We start from the raw sequence: 21,064 nt of genomic DNA on the forward strand, positions 1-21,064 counted from the left end.
CTAATCTCCTATCCAATTTAACTCAGCATCGTAAGTACCCAACCTAGTTTTCTTACTCCCTAAATCTTCTACTGACCTTGCAGCTTTCCAAACACCTCCATTATGGCTATCTACATCTGGAGTAATGTATAAATTGCTCTTTTTATAGACAGGTTGACCATGTGAATAACCGTCAATTTTTTGGAACCCTAAGTCTTTTGCTGCTGCAGTAGCGTCCTTTATGTTTCCAAAGACTCTAATTGCACCACGTTCATTACCCAGAACTTCAAATACCTCTGCAAACCTCAGTACCTTTTGTACCAATTTCTCAGCAATTCCTACATCGAGAAGTGTTAACCCTAAATCTACTGATAATCGCCCTATTTCATATCCTGTAGCATACGCAGAACCATCCGCTATGTTATCAAAGCGATCTTGGATTCCTTGAAGTGCATTTTCACCTATTTCTTTAACAATGCTAGGATCTTTCCATATATCAGCAATAACGCTACCTATACCTTCCATAGTATCAATTGAATGCTCAATTATACTCTTGAATGCTTCTATAGTTTCAATCCCTTGATCTTTTAATCCATATTTAAGCCCTTCATATACTTCTGCAGTATCTGTAACGATATGACTTAATCTGTTATTTCTCACTTCACTAACTGCTACACTTGCACCAGTTTGGGCATTCCCTCCAACTACTTTTGCGGCGGCTGCTCCTACGATGGCTGTTGCCCATTGGAGTAATGCTGGGTCTTTTATGTTTTTCAGTTCGTTCATTACTAGTTGGGTAAGTCCTGCACTAGCTGCTCCTTCGGCAAATTTTCCTCCGCCTACTTTGGACATGATTCCGCCTAGTACCATATCTAGTGCTGCTTTTTCTGGACTTCCTTCTTTGAGCCCTAAGTCGCCTATTGCTTTAAATGCTACTTCACCAAATAGCTGTGCCAGTTCTTGTTGTTCGGCAACAGTTTTTCTGTCAAAGATTTTTTCTAATGTATTTAGTGAATTTTGAGTATCTCTACTTAGCCCAGTTAAATCTTGGTCTGGATTGCTTCTGATTTCTATTGTTCCTTCTGCTATTGCGGATTTTGTTGTGGAATCTGCTTCATCACTTGAAGTTACTCCGATATTAGGGGTAATTCCTTTGTCTTTATCTTTTGCATTTGGTTTTGTATTTACATTAATTCCACTACTACTTGATTCATATTCCGCCTTATTCTCAATATCAGAATACGTCAATGTATCTGTGCTAAGTTTATTTTTACTAGCATCCGCTTCACTTGCAATGACTACACCTTTTAAGTCAGTATTTTTGCCAACTTCAATATCGAAGCCACCTTTGCCTGCATAAATGCCGGCTTGGTCGGTTACGCTTTCGTAGTTGGAGTTGGTTTTGCCTTTGTTTTTGCCGCCTGTGATTCCTGCATTTTCATAGGTGGCTGGCTTTCCTTTTGGCTGTGATACGTCTACACTAAAGTTAAAGCCACTGCTATTATTCTTTTCGTCATAGGTTTCTTTATCTTGAAGGCTTTCGATATTTAGGTCTTTACCTACTTCCATTTTTATGGTTTCGCCTTCGAGTTTACTGCCGATGATGTTGGTGTCTTGTCCGGATTTTGTGGCAAGTGTATCTTGGGCTGTGATTGTGCTTGCTACGTGTGTTTCGGCATTTTCTTTTACTTCGCCGTTTGCTTTGTTATAGCCTGCATTGATTCCACTTATTCCACTAAAGTCTATACTTACGCCGATGCTTGCGGAGCTACTGGAGTTATCTCCTTTGCCTATGTTTTTATTTTCTCCGGCAATGATATCGATATTTTCGTTGGCTTCGAGATTTACGTTTTCGCCGGAGATTTCACTGCCTTTGACGGTGGTGTCTTTTTCAGTTGCTTTGACGTTTAACAAAGGAGGTTGTCAGTAACGATTAAAGTATCGTACCGCAACCTCCTTTGCTTCTGTTTTTGCAGAATTATTTAGTATTACTGAATCTAAGGTTCAGACAAGAAGAACCGTCTCCCCGTCTTTTTATGCAAGTATATCATTTTGTTGTCAAAAAAGGAACGTCCCTTCTGTCCTCCTGTCCTCCCCATTTTTATGGTTTCGCCTTCGAGTTTACTGCCGATGATGTTGGTGTCTTGTCCGGATTTTGTGGCAAGTGTATCTTTTGCTGTGATTGTGCTTACATGTGTTTCTGCGTTTTCTTTTACTTCGCCGTTTGCTTTGTTGTAGCCTGCATTGATTCCGGTTATTCCACTGCCTTTGACGGTGATGTCTTTTTCGGTGGCGTTTAACAAAAGAGGTTGTCAATAACGATTAAAATATCGCACCACAACCTCCTTTGCTTCTGTTTTTGCAGAATTATTTAGTGCTACTGAATTTAAATTTTAGACAAAAAGAACCGTCCCTATGTATTTTTCCATTCTCTTCATGGATACTCATTTGCGTTTTTCAGCTCTTCTAATTAGTTGGAGATGACTTCATGAGAAAATATATAGGTCGATATAAAATTCAGCTTGTATATCGTGAGCAAACTCAATAAATTTACTATCAAAATACATTGTTGGTTTTTCATTACTCTCTATATTTACAACTATTCCAAAGAGGTAATCAACATTATATGTCCTCTTTAATTCTATAAGCTTCTTCTGTTTATCTTCTAATATTGCAACCACTTTTAGTAGCTGTTCATTGATGTCGAGTGATTCTTCATATTCTGTACTTATAACCCAACAGGTATCCTTCCTTTTGAAACTTCTCCCTTCAATATCATCCCCCTTAACCCACGATTTCTGTGGATTAATCTTTAATTGCTCTGTTGCGATACATGGATGAAGAGTATCACCAATTATTGAAAAATCAACTTTTATATTAGTTTTATCCAAAATATAACCTCCCCCAAAGGTAACAACATTCTATCATTTTATATACTCTCCAGTAGAAAGACCTTCACCCTTTCCTCCTTTTAAATAAATTAAAAGCTCCCCTGTATCTTTATCAACATATAAATCGTAACGAGCAATATTTTTCTTGCCAACGAATTGCTCTTTTAATTGATGCGCATCGACTCCCATATTTTTTAAATATCCATCACTGACTTTATTTATATTGATGGAACTACCTAATCTCATGGAGCCACGTTCATTATCTAATGCTTCAATCGCTTTTGAGAGAGTAGGTACTTTTTGAACTAATTTATTCGCTAATCCTAAATCTAAAAAGGTGAGTCCAACATCTACGAATAAATACCCTAATTGTTCTCCTGTTTCATGCGCAGAACCATTAGATAAAGTATCTAAACGATCTTGATATTCTTGAAGCGTATCCTCACCGATTTTTGCTATAATACTAGGATCGTTCCATGCATCAGCAAGAAAGCTCCCAATTCCTGTCACAGTATCAATCGGATGTTCAATTATTTGCTTGAACGCGTCTACAGCCTGAATACCCTGACTTTGAACTCCATCAATAAATCCTTCTCCAGTTGTAATAGGATGAAGCAAGATATCTCTTAATTCATTATTTTTCGTTGCACTTGCTGCAACGCTTCCACCTGTTTGCGCATTTCCATGAGTAAGTTTAGCTACTGTTTTCCCAAGGATATAGCTTGCCCATTGCATTAATGCAGGGTCGCCTAATTTAGCGATTTCATTTATAAAAATTTCATTTACAGCACCAGATATAGCACCACTCTTAAAGTCACTCCCACCTAGTTTTGCACTAGTTCCTGCCACAGCCGCATGAAGAATAGCTTTATATACACTTCCATCATCCCAGCCCAATTCTTTACTGATCCTATGTATTTCATTATTGGCAATTTCGCCAAATAGCTGTGCGAGTTCTTGTTGTTCCGCTACTGTTTTTCTATCAAAAATTTTTTCTAATGCATTTAGTGAATTTTGAGTATCTCTACTTAGCCCAGTTAAATCTTGGTCTGGATTGCTTCTGATTTCTATTGTTCCTTCTGATATTGCGGATTTTGTTGTGGAATCTGCTTCATCACTTGAAGTTACTCCGATATTAGGCGTAATTCCTTTGTCTTTATCTTTTGCATTTGGTTTTGTATTTACATTAATTCCACTACTACTTGATTCATATTCCGCCCTATTTTCTATATCAGAATAAGTCAGCGTATCCGTGCTAAGTTTATTTTTACTCGCATCCGCTTCACTTGCAATGACTGCACCTTTTAAGTCAGTATTTTTGCCAACTTCAATATCGAAGCCACCTTTGCCTGCATAAATGCCGGCTTGGTCGGTTACGCTTTCGTAGGTGGAGTTTATCTTGCCTTTATTTTTACCGCCTGTGATTCCTGCATTTTGGTAAGTAGCTGGCTTTCCTTTTGGCTGTGATACATCTACGCTAAAGTTAAAGCCACTGCTATTATTCTTTTCGTCATAAGTTTCTTTATCTTGAAGGCTTTCGATGTTTAAATCTTTGCCGACTTCCATTTTTACGGTGTTGCCTTCAAGTTTACTGCCTATGATATTGGTGTCTTGTCCGGATTTTGTGGTGAGTGTGTCTTTTGCTGTGATTGTGCTTGCTACATGGATTTCTGCGTTTTCTTTTACTTCGCCGTTTGCTTTGTTATAGCCTGCATTGATTCCACTTATTCCGCTAAATCCTATGCTTACGCCGATGCTTGCGGAGCTACTGGAGTTATCTCCTTTGCCTACGTTTTTGTTCCGGCAATGACATTGATATTTTCTTTACTGATTTTTCATTTAGCTATTAAGTTTTTAGACAAAGAGTCCCGTCATTTTTTATAAAAAAAACATATAGGTCTATGTAAAATTCAGCTTTTATGTCATGAGCAAACTCAATATCTTTACAATCTTATAAAATATAAAATCCTTCTTCAAATATATCCCCACTATTAAAAACTTCCTCAAGGGATTTTTCATTAACAGATATATTCATCACCAAATTACGCGGATTATCATAGAATTTACTTATTCGATTATTATTGCATACAAAATGCCAACCTTTAGGACTATGGATTATTCCATACAAATCCCCCATATATTTAAATTAAATTTCTCGCCCGTCTGCCAAATCACATAATAATAAATTATAATTATAATTTTTCAAATCTAATCCTCCTTTTTAGTAATCATTCTCTTCTTACATTCTTCCACTTATGTCTATGTGGGAAAGTATGACTCCCATCTGGATTAAGTAAATCAACTGACGAATTAGGTTCCTTTTTTTTGGCAAACTGTTTCCATCCGTTGTAGAATGATTATCCGTAGGATTTCTCTTTTCCACTACATCTTTAATATCTGAAGATAAATAAATATCATATGCCCAATCTTTCATTTCTGAAAAAGAATTTCCTAGCCACTCACCAGTAGAGCTAACCCAACCACCAACTTCAGCAGACCAAGTTGCTATTACTTCTCCTGCCTCATTTTTTAAAACTTGCACTCCTGCGTCTATAGCAATTACAATTCCAGCAGCTGCTAAAAGATCTTTCATTCCTGGTATCTCTAATGCCCAATGCGTTAAAAGGTTATTTCTTACTTCACTAACCGCTACACTTGCACCAGTTTGAGCTTTTCCTCCGACTACTTTTGCAGCGGCTGCTCCTACGATGGCTGTTGCCCATTGGAGTAATGCTGGGTCTTCTATATTTTTTAGTTCGTTCATTACTAGTTGGGTAAGTCCTGCACTTGCTGCTCCTGCTTTGAAGCTACCTCCACCTACTTTGGACATGATTCCCCCAAATACCATATCTAGTGCTGCTTTTTCTGGACTTCCTTCTTTGAGTCCTAAGTCGCCTATTGCTTTAAATGCTACTTGTCCAAATAGCTGTGCGAGTTCTTGTTGTTCTTGCACTGTTTTTTTATCGAAGATTTTATCTAATGCATTTAATGCATTTTCTGTGTCTCGACTAAGGTTAGCGATATTTTGCTGTGGATTGCTTTTGATTTCTATTGTTCCATCTGCTATTGCAGCTTTTGTTGTTGAATCAGCCTCACCATTTGATGATGTTCCCACTACTGGTGTTGCCCCTTGATTTTTATAGTTGGGGTCACCTTTATCGTATTTTCTGCTATCATAGGCTATACCTGAACTACTTGCTTCATATTCTGCTTTATTCTCTATATCAGAATATGTAAGCGTATCCGTACTAAGTTTATTTTTACTCGCATCCGCTTCGCTGGCTATGACTGCACCTTTTAAGTCGGTATTTTTCCCTACTTCAATATCGAAGCCACCTTCACCTGCATAGATGCCGGCTTGATCGGTTACGCTTTCGTAGTTGGAGTTGGTATTACCTTTGTTTTTACCGCCTGTGATTCCTCCATTTTCATAGGTTACTGCCTTTCCTTAGATTTATGTTTTTGCCGGTGATTTCACTGTCTTTGACGGTGATGTCTTTTGCGGTAGCTTTGATGTTTTCACAAAGGAGGTTGTCAGTAACGATTGAAACATCGTACCGCAACCTCCTTTGCTTCTGTTTTTGCAGAATTATTTAGTATTACTACATCTGGTTTTAAACAAGAATAACCGACCCTTTGTCTTTTCTATTAAGTTTTTAGACAAAGAGTACCTGCACCCTTGTATCACTTACGCTATATTTCATTCATGGTGCACTACGCGTCATCTTTGTCTATTTTTAATTGACTAACAACTTCATCTTTATCTATTCTATTGTTTCATATTTTATTTGATGTAAACGTTCTTCAATTTTTAATATTTTAATCCAAATTTTATTTTCTTCGTTTTTATCAGATATTTTTTTTAATTTATTAAATAAATTTATCAAAGATTTTTTTAGTTCTAGTTTCTCTGATCGCACCTTTCCATCTTTCAACTCAGCATCTATGGAGAACATTGTAAAATCTTTATTGAAATTTATTCTCGCATTTGTTAAAGAGTATGATTTATTTGCACCTCCATATATTTTATCTGCATCTTTATCACTCTGCCCTTCATCTTGCCAGTCACACAAAATACATATATCAAATGTTGGCATTTGAGGAAAATCTCTAAGTGGTAAAGTTGGATATCCGCAACATTGACAAACCCCTCTTCTTTTATCCATAATATTCCTTCCCTTAATTATAAATCAGCATATTTAGCTACCTGCTCTAACCAATATTGTCGCCCCTCATTAGGTCTCATCATTGTTGAAATAGTCCCATTTGGATGACCTATTGCAAATTCATTTGTTACTTTGTTATATCTAAATGTATACCCTAAATTATTAGTAAACCCTTCTATTTCTGCTTCTACATTACTATTAAGTAAATTACGCGCTTTTTGTACATATTCTGTTTTTGTTATATTTCCCCATTCCTTTCCGTGACGTACAAAGTGATCTACTAGCTTTGATTCATTTTGAAAAGTAGCTTCTCCCCATTTTCCTACCCCTATAGCTATCGGTGAACTAGCTTTTACCCAACTTCCATTATATTTATACAGAACAGCTCCACCAACAACTACAGATATTGATCCAGCAGCTATTATCGTTGGATAATCAACCGTAGGAAGATTTTCTAAAAATGAGTTTTGAAAGTTAGAACTTGCTTCTAATTCTTGTGCTTGATTAGATATACTTTCTAATAATTTTGAATTAATTGGGTCTGTCCAATCTATTAAGTTAGGATTAATCCCCATTGAATTGAAGATTTGATCTTGTGCTTCATCGATTCTATCCCAATAAGCTACTTTTTCCCAATCTTCTTCGTCTATAGCTTTTTGTCGTTCTTCCTTTTGCCAATGAAACAACCAATTATTTTTTACTTCACTGACCGCTACACTTGCACCAGTTTGAGCTTTTCCTCCGACTACTTTTGCGGCAGCCGCTCCTACGATGGCTGTTGCCCATTGGAGTAATGCTGGGTCTTTTATATTTTTTAGTTCGTTCATTACTAGTTGGGTAAGTCCTGCACTGGCTGCTCCTTCAGCAAATTTTCCTCCGCCTACTTTGGACATAATTCCACCGAATACTATATCTAATGCTGCTTTTTCTGGACTACCTTCTTTGAGTCCTAAGTCGCCTATGGCTTTAAATGCTACTTGTCCAAATAGTTGTGCGAGTTCTTGTTGTTCGGCAACAGTTTTTCTGTCAAAGATTTTTTCTAATGTATTTAGTGAATTTTGAGTATCTCTACTTAGCCCAGTTAAATCTTGGTCTGGATTACTTCTGATTTCTATTGTTCCTTCTGCTATTGCGGATTTTGTTGTGGAATCTGCTTCATCACTTGAAGTTACTCCGATATTAGGCGTAATTCCTTTGTCTTTATCTTTTGCATTTGGTTTTGTATTTACATTAATTCCACTACTACTTGATTCATATTCCGCCCTATTTTCTATATCAGAATAAGTCAGCGTATCCGTGCTAAGTTTATTTTTACTCGCATCCGCTTCACTTGCAATGACTGCACCTTTTAAGTCAGTATTTTTGCCAACTTCAATATCGAAGCCACCTTTGCCTGCATAAATGCCGGCTTGGTCGGTTACGCTTTCGTAGGTGGAGTTTATCTTGCCTTTATTTTTACCGCCTGTGATTCCTGCATTTTGGTAAGTAGCTGGCTTTCCTTTTGGCTGTGATACATCTACACTAAAGTTAAAGCCACTGCTATTATTCTTTTCGTCATAGGTTTCTTTGTCTTGAAGGCTTTCGATGTTTAAATCTTTGCCTACTTCCATGTTGATGGTTTCGCCTTCTAGTTTACTGCCTATGATGTTGGTGTCTTGTCCGGATTTTGTGGTGAATGTGTCTTTTGCTGTGATTGTGCTTGCTACGTGTGTTTCTGCGTTTTCTTTTACTTCGCCGTTGGCTTTGTTATAACGTCATTGTTCAAAGTTTTCCTCTGGAAAACCTACCGCTTAACGTTTCAACGAGGCAGGAGATATATACTCACTGCCTATTAGTTACAGTTGTGCCATTCACCTATAGAGGTGGGGAAAATCTTATTCCGAGTTATAGCCTGCATTGATTCCGGTTATTCCACTGCCTTTGACGGTGATGTCTTTTTTGGTGGCTTTGATGTTTTCACAAAGGAGGTTGTCAGTAACGATTGAAACATCGTACCGCAACCTCCTTCGCTTCTGTTTTTGCAGAATTATTTAGTATTACTGAACTTAACTTTTAGACAAAAGAACCGTCCCCTATATCTTTTTCACTTAGACTTTTTAATGTATTTTGTTCTTCTTTACTAAATTCTTCAAATTTATCAATCTTAACATATTCTTCGCCGTATTCTCCCCCCCATGTAAATTTTTCACTTTCCTTTTGAGATATTTCTTTCATCTGCTTAATCGTTCCATCGAGTAAGTTTATAACTATATAACCTTTGGCTTCACTTATATATAAAATATTATCTTTAAATAAATATTTACAGTTTTCCCCTAGTACTCTGCGTTTTTTTACATCAAATAAAATTAATCCAGCCTTATACCCTGGGAAAATTTGAAATCTTCCTTCTCCATAGCTTTCTAATATCCCTCCTTTCTTATCCTTTACGCTAGAATATTTATATATCCAATTATAGAAATATTCACAAGCCTCATCCTCTTTTAAAAAAATTTCCAGACAATTTTTATTTCCTTTTTCACTATAATATACTTCCCATTTTCCATCATTGATTCCCAAACAAAATTCTTCATTTTCCCATTTACCTATAAAATTATAAGTAATTGGTTTTACCTTCTCTTGAATCAATCTTTGCTCCAATTCTTTCCTGTTCATTTTATTTTATCTCCTTTATGTAACCCAAATCTAATAAGGTTTCTATTCTTTGAGCAAATTTAAATTGGATTCCGCCTCCTATTTCACCAAACCATGGCGCTATCTCCCCTCCTAACGCATCCATTGGCTTCACAACCTCATAAACATGATAACTTTCAAGATTTGTATTTGGTGATAAAGCTCTCTGTGAATAAGGCGTTCCTTCCGCCGCTACAAAAAATCCAGTTTTTTCTCCGTACCGATCTATTCTCGCACCAGGTTGAAGCGTTACATTTTTAGGGGTTCCTACAAATCCATCATTAGTTGGCCATTTGGAATTACCTGCGGCATCTTTCCACCCACTACTTTTTTCTACCTGTGCTGCTGCTTGTGCCACCATTCTTTCGGATTGTGTCGCATATAATTGAGATATTTCTCTTGCTGTTTGTGGGCCTAACTGTATACTGACTCCTACCTTAGGAACTCCTATTACCATCGAAACTTTACTTGATAGGTTATCAGATATAGATTGCTTTTCTGCTTGATCACGATAATACTCTTCTAAATCATCTGGATGTGGCACTCCTGTTTCTGGATCTATTCTCCATTGTTTATAATTGTCATTATAACTGTAAAGCCAATTTATATCATCTAAGTTCTTTTTACTATAATTACCTCCACTAAAAGCCCCATTTTGTTCTAATTGATTCCTGTATTCATTTGCTAATCGGAACATTTCTGGATCTCTATTGATAATTTTATCTAGTGTATAATTTAGACCTCCCTTTAACCATTCTTTTTCATCTGCTCCAACTAAACAATCTATTACTGGATAAAGGCTTTCTGTTATTCTTTCATCATCACCTTCACCAGTTAATCCATGTTGTGCATTATAATTGCTTTGCGCATAGTATCTAGCTAAAACATCTCTCTTATAATCTTCATCTTTACTATCCAATGCTTTCGCTAATTCATTAGCAAAATCATATTGTTCATGCCCTAGCCAATTATTTTTTACTTCACTGACCGCTACACTTGCACCAGTTTGAGCTTTTCCTCCGACTACTTTTGCGGCAGCCGCTCCTACGATGGCTGTTGCCCATTGGAGTAATGCTGGGTCTTTTATATTTTTTAGTTCGTTCATTACTAGTTGGGTAAGTCCTGCACTGGCTGCTCCTTCAGCAAATTTTCCTCCGCCTACTTTGGACATAATTCCACCGAATACTATATCTAATGCTGCTTTTTCTGGACTACCTTCTTTGAGTCCTAAGTCGCCTATGGCTTTAAATGCTACTTGTCCAAATAGTTGTGCGAGTTCTTGTTGTTCGGCAACAGTTTTTCTGTCAAAGATTTTTTCTAATGTATTTAGTGAATTTTGAGTATCTCTACTTAGCCCAGTTAAATCTTGGTCTGGATTACTTCTGATTTCTATTGTTCCTTCTGCTATTGCGGATTTTGTTGTGGAATCTGCTTCATCACTTGAAGTTACTCCGATATTAGGCGTAATTCCTTTGTCTTTATCTTTTGCATTTGGTTTTGTATTTACATTAATTCCACTACTACTTGATTCATATTCCGCCCTATTTTCTATATCAGAATAAGTCAGCGTATCCGTGCTAAGTTTATTTTTACTCGCATCCGCTTCACTTGCAATGACTGCACCTTTTAAGTCAGTATTTTTGCCAACTTCAATATCGAAGCCACCTTTGCCTGCATAAATGCCGGCTTGGTCGGTTACGCTTTCGTAGGTGGAGTTTGTCTTGCCTTTATTTGTACCGCCGGTGAGTCCTCCATTTTGAAATTGGTTTTTCCCTGTATCTGCATTTGCTTTTATGTCTGCACTAAAGTTAAAACCACTGCTACTGTTCTTTTCATCATAGGTTTCTTTATCTTGTAGGCTTTCGATATTTAAGTCTTTACCAACTTCCATTTTTACGGTGTTGCCTTCAAGTTTGCTGCCTATGATGTTGGTGTCTTGTCCGGATTTTGTGGTGAGTGTGTCTTGGGCTGTGATTGTGCTTGCTACATGGATTTCGGCGTTTTCTTTTACTTCGCCGTTAGCTTTGTTATAGCCTGCATTGATTCCACTTATTCCGATAAATCCTATGCTTACACCGATGCTTGCGGAGCTACTGGAGTTATCTCCTTTGCCTACGTTTTTATTTTCTCCGGCAATGACATTGATATTTTCTTTAGCGTCTAGATTTACGTTTTCGCCAGTAATTTCACTGCCTTTGACGGTGATATCTTTTTCGGTGGCTTTGATGTTTACGTCACCGGTTGCGTGAATTGTACTGCCTTGATTAACCTTTGTATCACTTTGGTAGCTGCTTTCGGCTTTGCTTGTTCCTAGGCTGACGTTGAGCTGTAGGTTCGAGCTTTTCGGATTGTCAATATTTTTTATGTCTTCTAAAGCACCTTTATTTTCTTTTAGTGTTTCATAGGCTTTGTATTGATAAAGCTGTTTTAGGCGTTCATCTTCTACTTGGTCTGCTCGTTTTAATGAAGCTGCAATAGATTGTGCCGTTTCAATTGTTTGACCGCCTAGCGATACTGTGAGTCCACTTTGTTTAAATTCGTGTTTTTCTTGTGCATTATATGTATTGTTGGCATTTTCTATCGTTACATTTTTACCTGTGATATTAATATCTTTACCTGCGATTACTTCACTGGCGGTTATTTTTACTCCTTCACCAGTTTCTATCGTAACGTTATTATCTAAACTCCCAATTGTACTGCCAATTTGTTCGTTATTTTGGTTCGCATAGCCGTCTTTTTGTTTTTGCTTACCTATGGTAATTCCTAATCCACCGCCACCAAAGATGCCTGATTTTCTTACTTCTTTAATGTATTCGCTTGTACTTGTCTGCGTTGCACTCGTAATTTGTATATCATTTTTTGCTTGTAAATTTACTTCATTTGTTGCAACGATTGTCCCCGCTTGCAGCGTAAGGTCATTTCCTGATTTAATTTTTATTTTCTCTCCTGATAAATCACTGCCTACAACTGCATCAAGTCTTTGATAGTCATAAATATCTGTTGTTTTACTTGAAAATGCTCCACTTTTCTTTTGGTGTGAAATATATTCTCGTTCATGTTTTTCGGTAGCCGAATCAATCGTTATATCTTTTGCTGCTTCTACGTTGATTTCACCATTTTGACTTGTGACTTGACTGCTTGTGATTTGAATCTTACTGTTATCTCCGTCTGCTTTGATAGAGATATCGCCGTTTGCAGCTAAATTTGTTCCAATGACGGTTTCGTTATCTGTATTGGTTTTTGCCCAACCACCACTGATTCTTTTATATTCTTTTGTTTCTATTTCGTCTTTTACATTTTCTAAGGTGATATTGCCTTTGGCAGATACATCAATTTTATTTTGTGCTATAACTTGTGCGCCTTGTAGATTCATATCATGATTACTGTTTAGCGTAATATTTTCTCCTGCATTAAGGCTAGAAAGTATATTTTTATTTTGTGTCGTTTCTGTTTCTTTTCGTTTAAAATGTCCATTAGCTAATTTATCTTTATCATAAATTGTATCTACTTCGCTTGTTATATTGAGATTATTGCCGCTTGTAAGAGAAATATCTTCCTTGGCGGTAAGAGTACTGCCTTTTATATCAATATCATGTTGGGCATTGATTGCAAGATTGCCACTTGCATTGATTTGGCTTATTGTATTTATTTTTTCTTCATGAATTTTATGTGATTTATCCCAGGTATCCGTTTTCTTTTCGCTTATACTTGTTCCGATATCTACATTTCTTCCAGCATCTATTGTAATGTCTTTTCCAGAAGCTTTACTTCCATTGTTGACAAAATCTCTATTGGCATCTATTTTTAAGTTTTCTGTTGCTGAAATTTCAGCCTGTTGATTCATGAATACTTTTTTACCAGTATCTCCATAGGAAATTGTACTGGTTATCAGCTCATTTTTTATATCTTGTCCTGCATTTAATGTAATATTTTTACCTAAAATTTGTGCATTTTGATTTAAAACATTTTCTTGTGCCGTTATATTTAATTGATTCCCTGCTTGTATTGTTCCACCTTGATTGGAGATATTTTTTACGTTTAAATCAAGATTCTGATTTGCTTGTATATGTCCTTGATTTGAAACATTTTCCAAGGCATCTACTTTTACACTTCCACCGGAAATAATTGCACCGTTTTCTTTTAGCACCGCTTGATTTGAGTTCGCTAGATATACGACTGGAACTAATACCTTTTCACCGTCAATTTCTTTTTCTTCGAGCCAAACAATATTTTCTGTTAATGCGTTGATTTGTTCCGGAGTTAAGCTTATTCCGATTTTTAATTGTAATGATTCAGTAACATTTGCAGCATTTTCAAGAAGTTGTTTAAATTGTTCTTCTCCATCTGTATATCCAGTTAAAAGATTACTGCCAATTTTTTGACACAATTGTTTTTTTACTAATTCTTGCTCATAAAATCCATCTCCAAGTCTCTTTTGCACTTTATCTGATGGGTAAGCAATTCTTGATAAAAGATAGTCACTAGAGATAAAATTTTTATACTTTGTAAACCTAGTATCAGTCTCTACTAGGTATTTACTTGTCGGTGTTTTACTAATATGGTAAAGCCCATTCTCTGGTAATACAAAGCTATCATCTTCCTTTATTGTAGCATTCTTATCTTCGATAGTGTTTTGAGTATTTTTTATTACGGTCGCATTTTCTAATATATTTTCAGTCTTCGTTGTGCTCGTATTATTTAGTCCTATCGTATTGATTTCTACAGATTGATTGCCACTAATCGTTGAATCGTAGCCAGGAATAAGTTCAACGATTTCTTCATGGTAATCACCTATTTTCTTTGTTGTCTCTACCGTATGTGGATTTGAACCACCACCATCGCCCCCTGAAGGCGATGCATAGTATGCATAATTATATTCCATAAGGTCGCCATCTTTAACGGTTGTAATCTTATAATCTACCGCAATATTATTTAGTTGATTGCTTGCAATTGCTAAATGACGATTAGCAAGAATTCTACTTACATAGTTTGTCAATAAATCCGTTTGAATTTTTAAATCTTTTCCTGCTTGAATAGTTGCTATTCCTGAATCTTTTTCTATCGTTGTACTCTTTTTTGTCTCTATATATTTTCTATAAATTCTTGTATACCCATTCCTCGTAGAAACCTTTGACACAGTCTCTTCTTTTTCTTTTGGTATTTTCTCTATTCTCGTCTTCCCTGTAAACGGATTTTGTTTTTTTATTTCTTCACACTCAACTGTTACCTTTTCGCCCATTTCAAATTCAGTGCGTTTATTGATAATCTCTTTAGCACTAAGGTCAATATTTTCTCCAGCTTCAATCGTTGCCGATTGGTTTAAAATCTGATTTGCCATATCACCAGTTTCATTTGCCGCAATTTTAATATTACCTAAACTATAAATGGTCGCATGATCTTGATTATCTAAAGCATTTTTTACATATAAGTTTGCATCTTGTGTTGTAGCTAAAATTGCTTGGCTTCCCGTATTGGTTAAGTCGTTTGTATTTACTGTTAGATTTTCTCCTATGACAGTACCTTTGTTATGAACTATATTACTATCTAGCGAAATTTGGTTACTATCTATTCTTCCATCATTATTAAAGGTATCTAAGGTTTTTATTTCAATTTTTTCGTTTGCTGTAATTGTTCCTGCATTATTAAGTCCGTTTCCATTGATTCCAATTTGGTTTACAGCATTCATCATTCCTTGGTTAACAATATTGCCTGTTGCTTTAACATTTAGGGTTCCATTAGATTTTAGGCTACTGTCTTGGCTGTTTGTATAGTCTCCATTGACATCAACGTTTATAAATTGTTCTGCTTGGATGATTCCATTTCCCTGCATCGAATTGGTATGAAGATTAATTCCTTGCCCTGCCTCAATATGTCCATTTGCATTTTGTAAATCTTTTACTTGAATTGTACTTATTTTTTGCGTTTGAATATTGCCATTGTTGTTATTGAGTGTATTTTGTGCTTGAAGGTTGATTTCTGTTTGTGAGATAATCTTCCCAGCTTGATTGGCAATATCTGCTGCGGATAAAGTTACCGTTTGATTACTGCCAATAAGTCCTTGATTTTGGATTGTTTGCGCATTGGCTCCAAGCGCTCCTTCTATGCTGATGATTTTACTTTGTTCATCGTTAAGAAGTTGTTTTGCCTTTGTTGTTAATTTTTTTTGTGCTTCAATTGTTCCGCTTTTGTTAATTAAGTCATTATCTGTTTGAAGTGTAATGTCTCCTGCGCTAAATAGGCTGCTTTGATTGTTTTCAATTGTATTTCCTGCTTGAAGAAGCATTGTCTTACCGCTGACAATCTGGCTATTTTGCGTGTTGTTTATATTTTCTTTTGCTATTAGCGTAGTTGTATCATTTGCTAAAATTGTACTGTTGTCATTTTCTATGGATTGATTTGCCTGTATAGTAATATCTTTGCCCGCATAGGTTTTGGCCTTTTTAAGCGCAATTGCAGCCGCTTTTATTTCTAGGCTACCTGTTTTAGCCAACGTTTTATCTTCATTGATGCCTGCGCCTAAAATGCCTGTAGAGGTTATTGTATTTGAGTTTAGTTTTGCATCTTGCTTCGCTGCAATTAAATTTTTATTTGTAATTGTTTCGCTTTGAATGGATAGGTTTCCATTTGTATAGAGTTGTCCTTGGTTTTCTAGTTCATCTTGCGTTAAAACATCTAGCTCTTGATTCGCGAGTGTTGTTCCTTCTAAAAAGATTTTTCCTTGTTGATTCAGTTTAAGGCTGTCTGTTGCGACAATTGTGCCTTTGCTATTTACACCTACACCGTTTTGTGTGCCGATAAGTTTTATTTTATCTGCATACATTCCGCCTAAAATGCCTACATCTAGTGCTACACCGCTATTTTCATTTTGTTTTGTGGATTGAATATTTAGGTCAGTGTCTACTACATTATCTCCTGTTACTACATTGAGCTGCTTTGCCCATATGCCAGCATTGACTTCTACCGCTTTGGCAAGTAAGTCGACGCGATCAATTTCTTTTGCATTGAGTCCTTGCCCTTGTATAGAGATTGTTCCAGTGTTTACATTAAATCCGTCTAATGTTCCTTGATTGCCGAAGGTTGGCGTTCCTGTGGTAAGCGTTGCTTTTGATACATTGATAAAGCCGAATCCATTGCCAACAATTCCATTTGGATTGGCAATGATAAGTTCAGCTTTCTTTCCGGCAATCTCCATATATCCATTTAAGTAGCTTGGCTGCGTACCCATGACTTCATTTAGAATAACCCTTGCTGGATTTGTCCCTATATTTGGATTGCCTAGAATATAGCCTGCAAGGGTTGTGTTTGCAATTGCACCTGAGTTGTTAAAGATAAGTCCGTTTTCTTTTACGTTAAATTGATCGTATTGATTATGGGATAGCCCATTTTGATTGGGTGCATTGATTTCTACAATTTCTACACCATTCGGTGCTACAGTTGTTTGTGGATTCGCTAGTAGTATGGTGATTGGTTGAAGTAGATAGATGATAAGGGTAATATAGCTTATTATTTTGTATCTAAATCTTTTTGCTGTGTTATACTGATTTTCCATTATTTTTACTCTCCTCGTCCTTGAAGGGAATTAGAATTTGTACATGACTTGAAATCCATAGGTTTGGTTTGATGCATTTATTTCTTCTGGATGTTTTAGCGGCCAACCGACAAAAACTTCGTATTGCATGTTTTTTATGAGTTGCCCTCGTAGTCCAGCTACTGCTCCTAATAGATATTTATTGGTGTATTCTTTGGTTGACGGTCCAGTCACGCGCCCATAGTCTATTCCAATAAATAGTTGGTGTTTATCTTGAATTGGAATACTTAGTTCGTTTTGTAGGTAGAAGCCTTTTTCGCCGATTAGTGTTTCTTCTCCGTCAAAGCCTCGTACTGTGTATCTGTTTCCTATACTCATGCAGTCAACTGCATAGAGGTAGTCTTTCGTATATTGCCCGCTAAAGGTGAATCGCTATTGGAGTTGTTTTTTCCCGATGGAGATTGGCTTTATGTAGGTAGCATCAAAGTTCCATAGGTTGTAGTGGGTGGTTGGAAGCTGGTTGTTTTTTTCGGCTAAGTCTTCTTGTGCATTTAACCAGGGAACGCCTCGTTTATAGGATAGGTTTAAGTCTAGAATGTCTTGGTTGATGTATCTTCTATGGTAAAGACCAAGATTTAACGCTGTTGTGTCTTTTCGTTGTACTAAAATTTCCGCATCTTGTAGATAGCTGCGGCTTTTTTTATGTTGAATTCCCATTTCTAAGTAAGTCTTGCTCGTTTGGTTACGGGAAATAAGTTTTTCTGTTTGAAATTTGTATTCTTCACTTGATCCTGAGAAAGTAAGGTGATCTATATTGCTTATTATGGTCTGGTGATATTGATAGTTATTTTTTGAGAAGGTGTATGTCCAGTTTCCATAAGGAACGGAGTAGTTAAAGCCTTCTCCGTGAGTACCTTTGTTATCGCCTTTCTTTTCTGCGTCGTCATTGATGTTTACGGTTAAAATGTCGTTAGCGTTAAATAGATTGTCTATTTTTAAGGTATTGTACATTTGTAGTTTTCCTGTTGCTTCACTTCCGTAATCTCCAATATTAGTACTTAGGCTGATTGGGGTTGTTTGTTTTGCTGTGATTACGATATCACTCATTCCAAGCTGTTCTGCGGGAATGATTTGCATATCCACTTCACGAGATTGAATGCGCTTTAGTTGCTCTAACCCTTGTTCTAAGTGCCGTAAGTTTAAAATATTTCCCGGTCTGGTTGGAAAAGCAGTTCGCCAATTTTTTTGACTATCGGGGTTTTCAAAGCGGATTTGATTGATTTTCCCAACAATAAGGCTTAAGCTTAGTGTTCCGGTAGACAAATCTTGCTCAGGTACAACGATGCGAGTTGTGATGTAGCCTCGGTTAATTAAACTATTTTCTAGTTGTTTGGCAATTTTTTGTACACCTTGTATGCCGATGTTTTTTTCTTGATAATGTGTAAGCTGCTTGGTTAGCCAGAGAAATTGAGCGGCTTCTTGTCCTTCTAGTTTGATTTGTTTGATATAGAAACTAATGTCTTCTTGTGGCAGGGAAAACTGTTCACTATCCTCTTCTTTTTCTTGCATAAACACGTCTTTTTGCTTTTGCCGCGCTTCTTTTTCAAAATTTTCTTGAATAAGTCGTTGGTTTTGTTCTTCTCTCACTGTCGGTGAGATATTCGCTGCCAAAGAGTAACCCGTGCTTATTTGTAGGACAATTAGACTAGCTAGTGTAATCTTACTAAAATATTTTCTGTATTTGGTGCTATGGCGATTAAGTTTCATCCGTGAACTCCTTATTTTGCAATTTCAAAAACTCCTTTCAAATTGCATTTTACACCTAACCAATGTAAAACTATGTCATTATTTGTTTCATAATTATTATTTTTACAAAATTGGTACTTAAGTACTAGATAAAAGAGAAAAAGAGCAGGAAAATAAATCAGGTTCCTGCTCTTTTGACTCTTGTATATTATTCAATATTTATGTATAAACATTTTTGTACTTTTTTGTATACTTTTTTTTACACAATTCATATTACTGCTTTTTTAGTTCCTTGATTTATAAGCCTCCTCTAGGGGATAATCTGTATTATTTGCAACCCAAGATACAGTGCTCACTTTGTTATCTCCTACATTAATTCTTTTTATCTTTTTCACATCAATGAACAATATTTTTCTACCTACATAGTTCTGAAAAATCAAGACATGATATGACTAAACAAATTTTATTATGGAGGCTGCTTTATGACGAAACAAAGATTTGCAGACAAAGTTTTTATCATCACTGGCGCAGCAGGAGGAATCGGTTATTCAATCGCTGAAATGGCTGCTCGAGAAGGCGCATCCATCGTTTTTTCCGATCTTAAAGAAGGCATAGGAAAACAAGCGCGTGATAAGCTGCGCAAATTAAATCCTGCTGTTGATTTTTTGCCAATTGACATGACAATCCAAGAAAATGCCCAAGACCTAGTAGATTTTACAGTCAATAAATATGGTCGTGTTGATGTTTTGATAAACAATGCAGGAGTTTTGGGTGTTAAAGGGGCAATTCATAATATAGAAGATATATCTTCCTTCAAAAAAGTTCTTGATTGTAATGTTATGACTATGGTTTATTGTTCACATTATGTAGTAAATCAAATGTTGAAACAAACAAGTGAAAGTGCAATCGTTAATATTGCTTCTATCGCAGGCATGATTGGCTTCCCTGGAAATATCGCGTACGGTACTTCAAAACACGCGGTAATCGGGCTGACAAAATGTATGGCATTAGATTACGCAACTAAAGGAATCCGAGTTAACTCTGTAAGCCCGGGAGTTATCCAAACTCCAATGCTTGATGCAGGAATTGACCGTGTCAATGAAAATCGTAAAGCCTCTGGAAAGGAACCTGTCTTACCGAATCACCTTCTATCTCCACAAAATAGAGTTGCCGCCCCAGCTGAAGTAGCAAACGCCGTTTTATTTTTAGCTTCGGATAAAGCAAGTCATATTACAGGAGTCAACCTTCCTGTAGATGGGGGTTTTACCACATAATAAAATAGGTCACAAGTTTCCTTGCGACCTTAACATGAATTTCTGCCTATATATAAGCATTTTTATTTTACTAAAAAGCATAAGAGAGGCCAAAATAAGGGCCTTGAAATTTCGCATCAAAAAAGTTTTTCATACTATAATATGCGCTTTCAATATGCACTGAACGATAGCCTAAATTCATTGCAATATCATTCATCTTAATTTTTATCCCTGTGTCTAGGTCAAAATATGTTCCTAAATCACCTAAAGGTAATCCCATAACCTCACCATACACCTGCACTTTGTCTTGAATATTTTTAGTAACACCAAAACCAAGTGTTGGGGCAATGCCTCGCAAATTAAAAATCTCTTGGTTTAAAACTTCATTTTCCATTAGATGGGCCTGCATATTCGATTGAATCTCATACCCTTTTACGTCAAAAATCATATGCATATCTACCCCAAATGGACTAGCAATCGGCATTAAATAACCAATCCCACCATAAGTCAAATTCCATTGACTAGTTAAATCATTATTTAATTTTATCTTTGAAAAGAACTGTTTCTGACCCTCGTAACTAAAATCAGCATAAGAGAGACGAACTCTATCATTGATAAATAAACTACTTTGAACGGAATCTCCCTTCATTACACCAGCCTTTTCCGTAATATCAATCTCTTGACCTAAGAAATTTGCCTTTAACTTTAACTCTGGTCTTGACACTTGCAAATCAAATCCACCGTCAGAACTAAATGCATTGACTGGTTGAAATGTGCTAAGAAGAATTAGACAGCAGGCTAAAATAATTTTTTTCATCATGGACTCCTTAT

The 21,064-nt window shown here is 36.3% G+C and carries 11 protein-coding genes and 1 pseudogene; 1 reads left to right on the plus strand and 11 read right to left on the minus strand.

Annotated features, from left to right (window positions below):
* From P3F81_RS09765 to P3F81_RS09810, 10 genes and pseudogenes are all read right to left on the minus strand, one after another.
* The gene (locus tag P3F81_RS09765) at nucleotides 1–1,893 is read right to left on the minus strand and encodes a hemagglutinin repeat-containing protein (RefSeq protein ID WP_147670826.1); all 1,893 of its coding nucleotides are present in this window, start codon (nucleotides 1,891–1,893) and stop codon (nucleotides 1–3) included.
* Nucleotides 1,894–1,976: 83 nt separating this feature from the next.
* Nucleotides 1,977–2,282 (minus strand): hemagglutinin repeat-containing protein, encoded by a 306-nt coding sequence (locus P3F81_RS09770; RefSeq protein WP_147670827.1) that lies wholly within the window; start codon nucleotides 2,280–2,282, stop codon nucleotides 1,977–1,979.
* 183 nt (nucleotides 2,283–2,465) lie between these two features.
* Nucleotides 2,466–2,870: a DUF4279 domain-containing protein gene (locus tag P3F81_RS09775; RefSeq protein ID WP_309320350.1), complete on the minus strand. Its 405-nt coding sequence runs from the start codon at nucleotides 2,868–2,870 to the stop codon at nucleotides 2,466–2,468.
* Between the two features lie 33 nt (nucleotides 2,871–2,903).
* On the minus strand, nucleotides 2,904–4,625 hold the full coding sequence (locus tag P3F81_RS09780) for a hemagglutinin repeat-containing protein (RefSeq protein WP_309320793.1): 1,722 nt from the start codon (nucleotides 4,623–4,625) through the stop codon (nucleotides 2,904–2,906).
* Nucleotides 4,626–5,109: 484 nt separating this feature from the next.
* Nucleotides 5,110–5,985: a hypothetical protein gene (locus tag P3F81_RS09785; RefSeq protein WP_147670830.1), complete on the minus strand. Its 876-nt coding sequence runs from the start codon at nucleotides 5,983–5,985 to the stop codon at nucleotides 5,110–5,112.
* 649 nt (nucleotides 5,986–6,634) lie between these two features.
* On the minus strand, nucleotides 6,635–7,036 hold the full coding sequence (locus P3F81_RS09790) for a CPCC family cysteine-rich protein (RefSeq protein ID WP_147670831.1): 402 nt from the start codon (nucleotides 7,034–7,036) through the stop codon (nucleotides 6,635–6,637).
* A 17-nt stretch (nucleotides 7,037–7,053) separates the two neighbouring features.
* Complete coding sequence (locus tag P3F81_RS09795; protein WP_309320794.1) at nucleotides 7,054–8,730, minus strand: hemagglutinin repeat-containing protein; 1,677 nt, start codon at nucleotides 8,728–8,730, stop codon at nucleotides 7,054–7,056.
* 358 nt (nucleotides 8,731–9,088) lie between these two features.
* Nucleotides 9,089–9,688, minus strand: coding sequence for a hypothetical protein (locus tag P3F81_RS09800; RefSeq protein ID WP_309320351.1), 600 nt, complete (start codon nucleotides 9,686–9,688; stop codon nucleotides 9,089–9,091).
* A gap of 1 nt (nucleotide 9,689) precedes the next feature.
* On the minus strand, nucleotides 9,690–17,255 hold the full coding sequence (locus tag P3F81_RS09805) for a hemagglutinin repeat-containing protein (RefSeq protein WP_309320352.1): 7,566 nt from the start codon (nucleotides 17,253–17,255) through the stop codon (nucleotides 9,690–9,692).
* Nucleotides 17,256–17,285: 30 nt separating this feature from the next.
* Nucleotides 17,286–19,001, minus strand: a pseudogene (locus P3F81_RS09810) (ShlB/FhaC/HecB family hemolysin secretion/activation protein).
* A 461-nt stretch (nucleotides 19,002–19,462) separates the two neighbouring features.
* On the opposite strand from P3F81_RS09810, the gene P3F81_RS09815 reads away from it, so the two are divergent.
* Nucleotides 19,463–20,254, plus strand: a complete 792-nt coding sequence (locus P3F81_RS09815) for an SDR family NAD(P)-dependent oxidoreductase (protein ID WP_147669977.1) — start codon at nucleotides 19,463–19,465, stop codon at nucleotides 20,252–20,254.
* Between the two features lie 70 nt (nucleotides 20,255–20,324).
* Here P3F81_RS09815 and P3F81_RS09820 read toward each other — a convergent pair whose 3' ends face one another.
* The gene (locus tag P3F81_RS09820; RefSeq protein ID WP_147669978.1) at nucleotides 20,325–21,050 is read right to left on the minus strand and encodes a hypothetical protein; all 726 of its coding nucleotides are present in this window, start codon (nucleotides 21,048–21,050) and stop codon (nucleotides 20,325–20,327) included.
* Nucleotides 21,051–21,064 lie beyond the last annotated feature (14 nt).

Source organism: Selenobaculum gibii (assembly GCF_030273445.1).
GTDB lineage: Bacteria > Bacillota > Negativicutes > ICN-92133 > ICN-92133 > Selenobaculum > Selenobaculum gibii.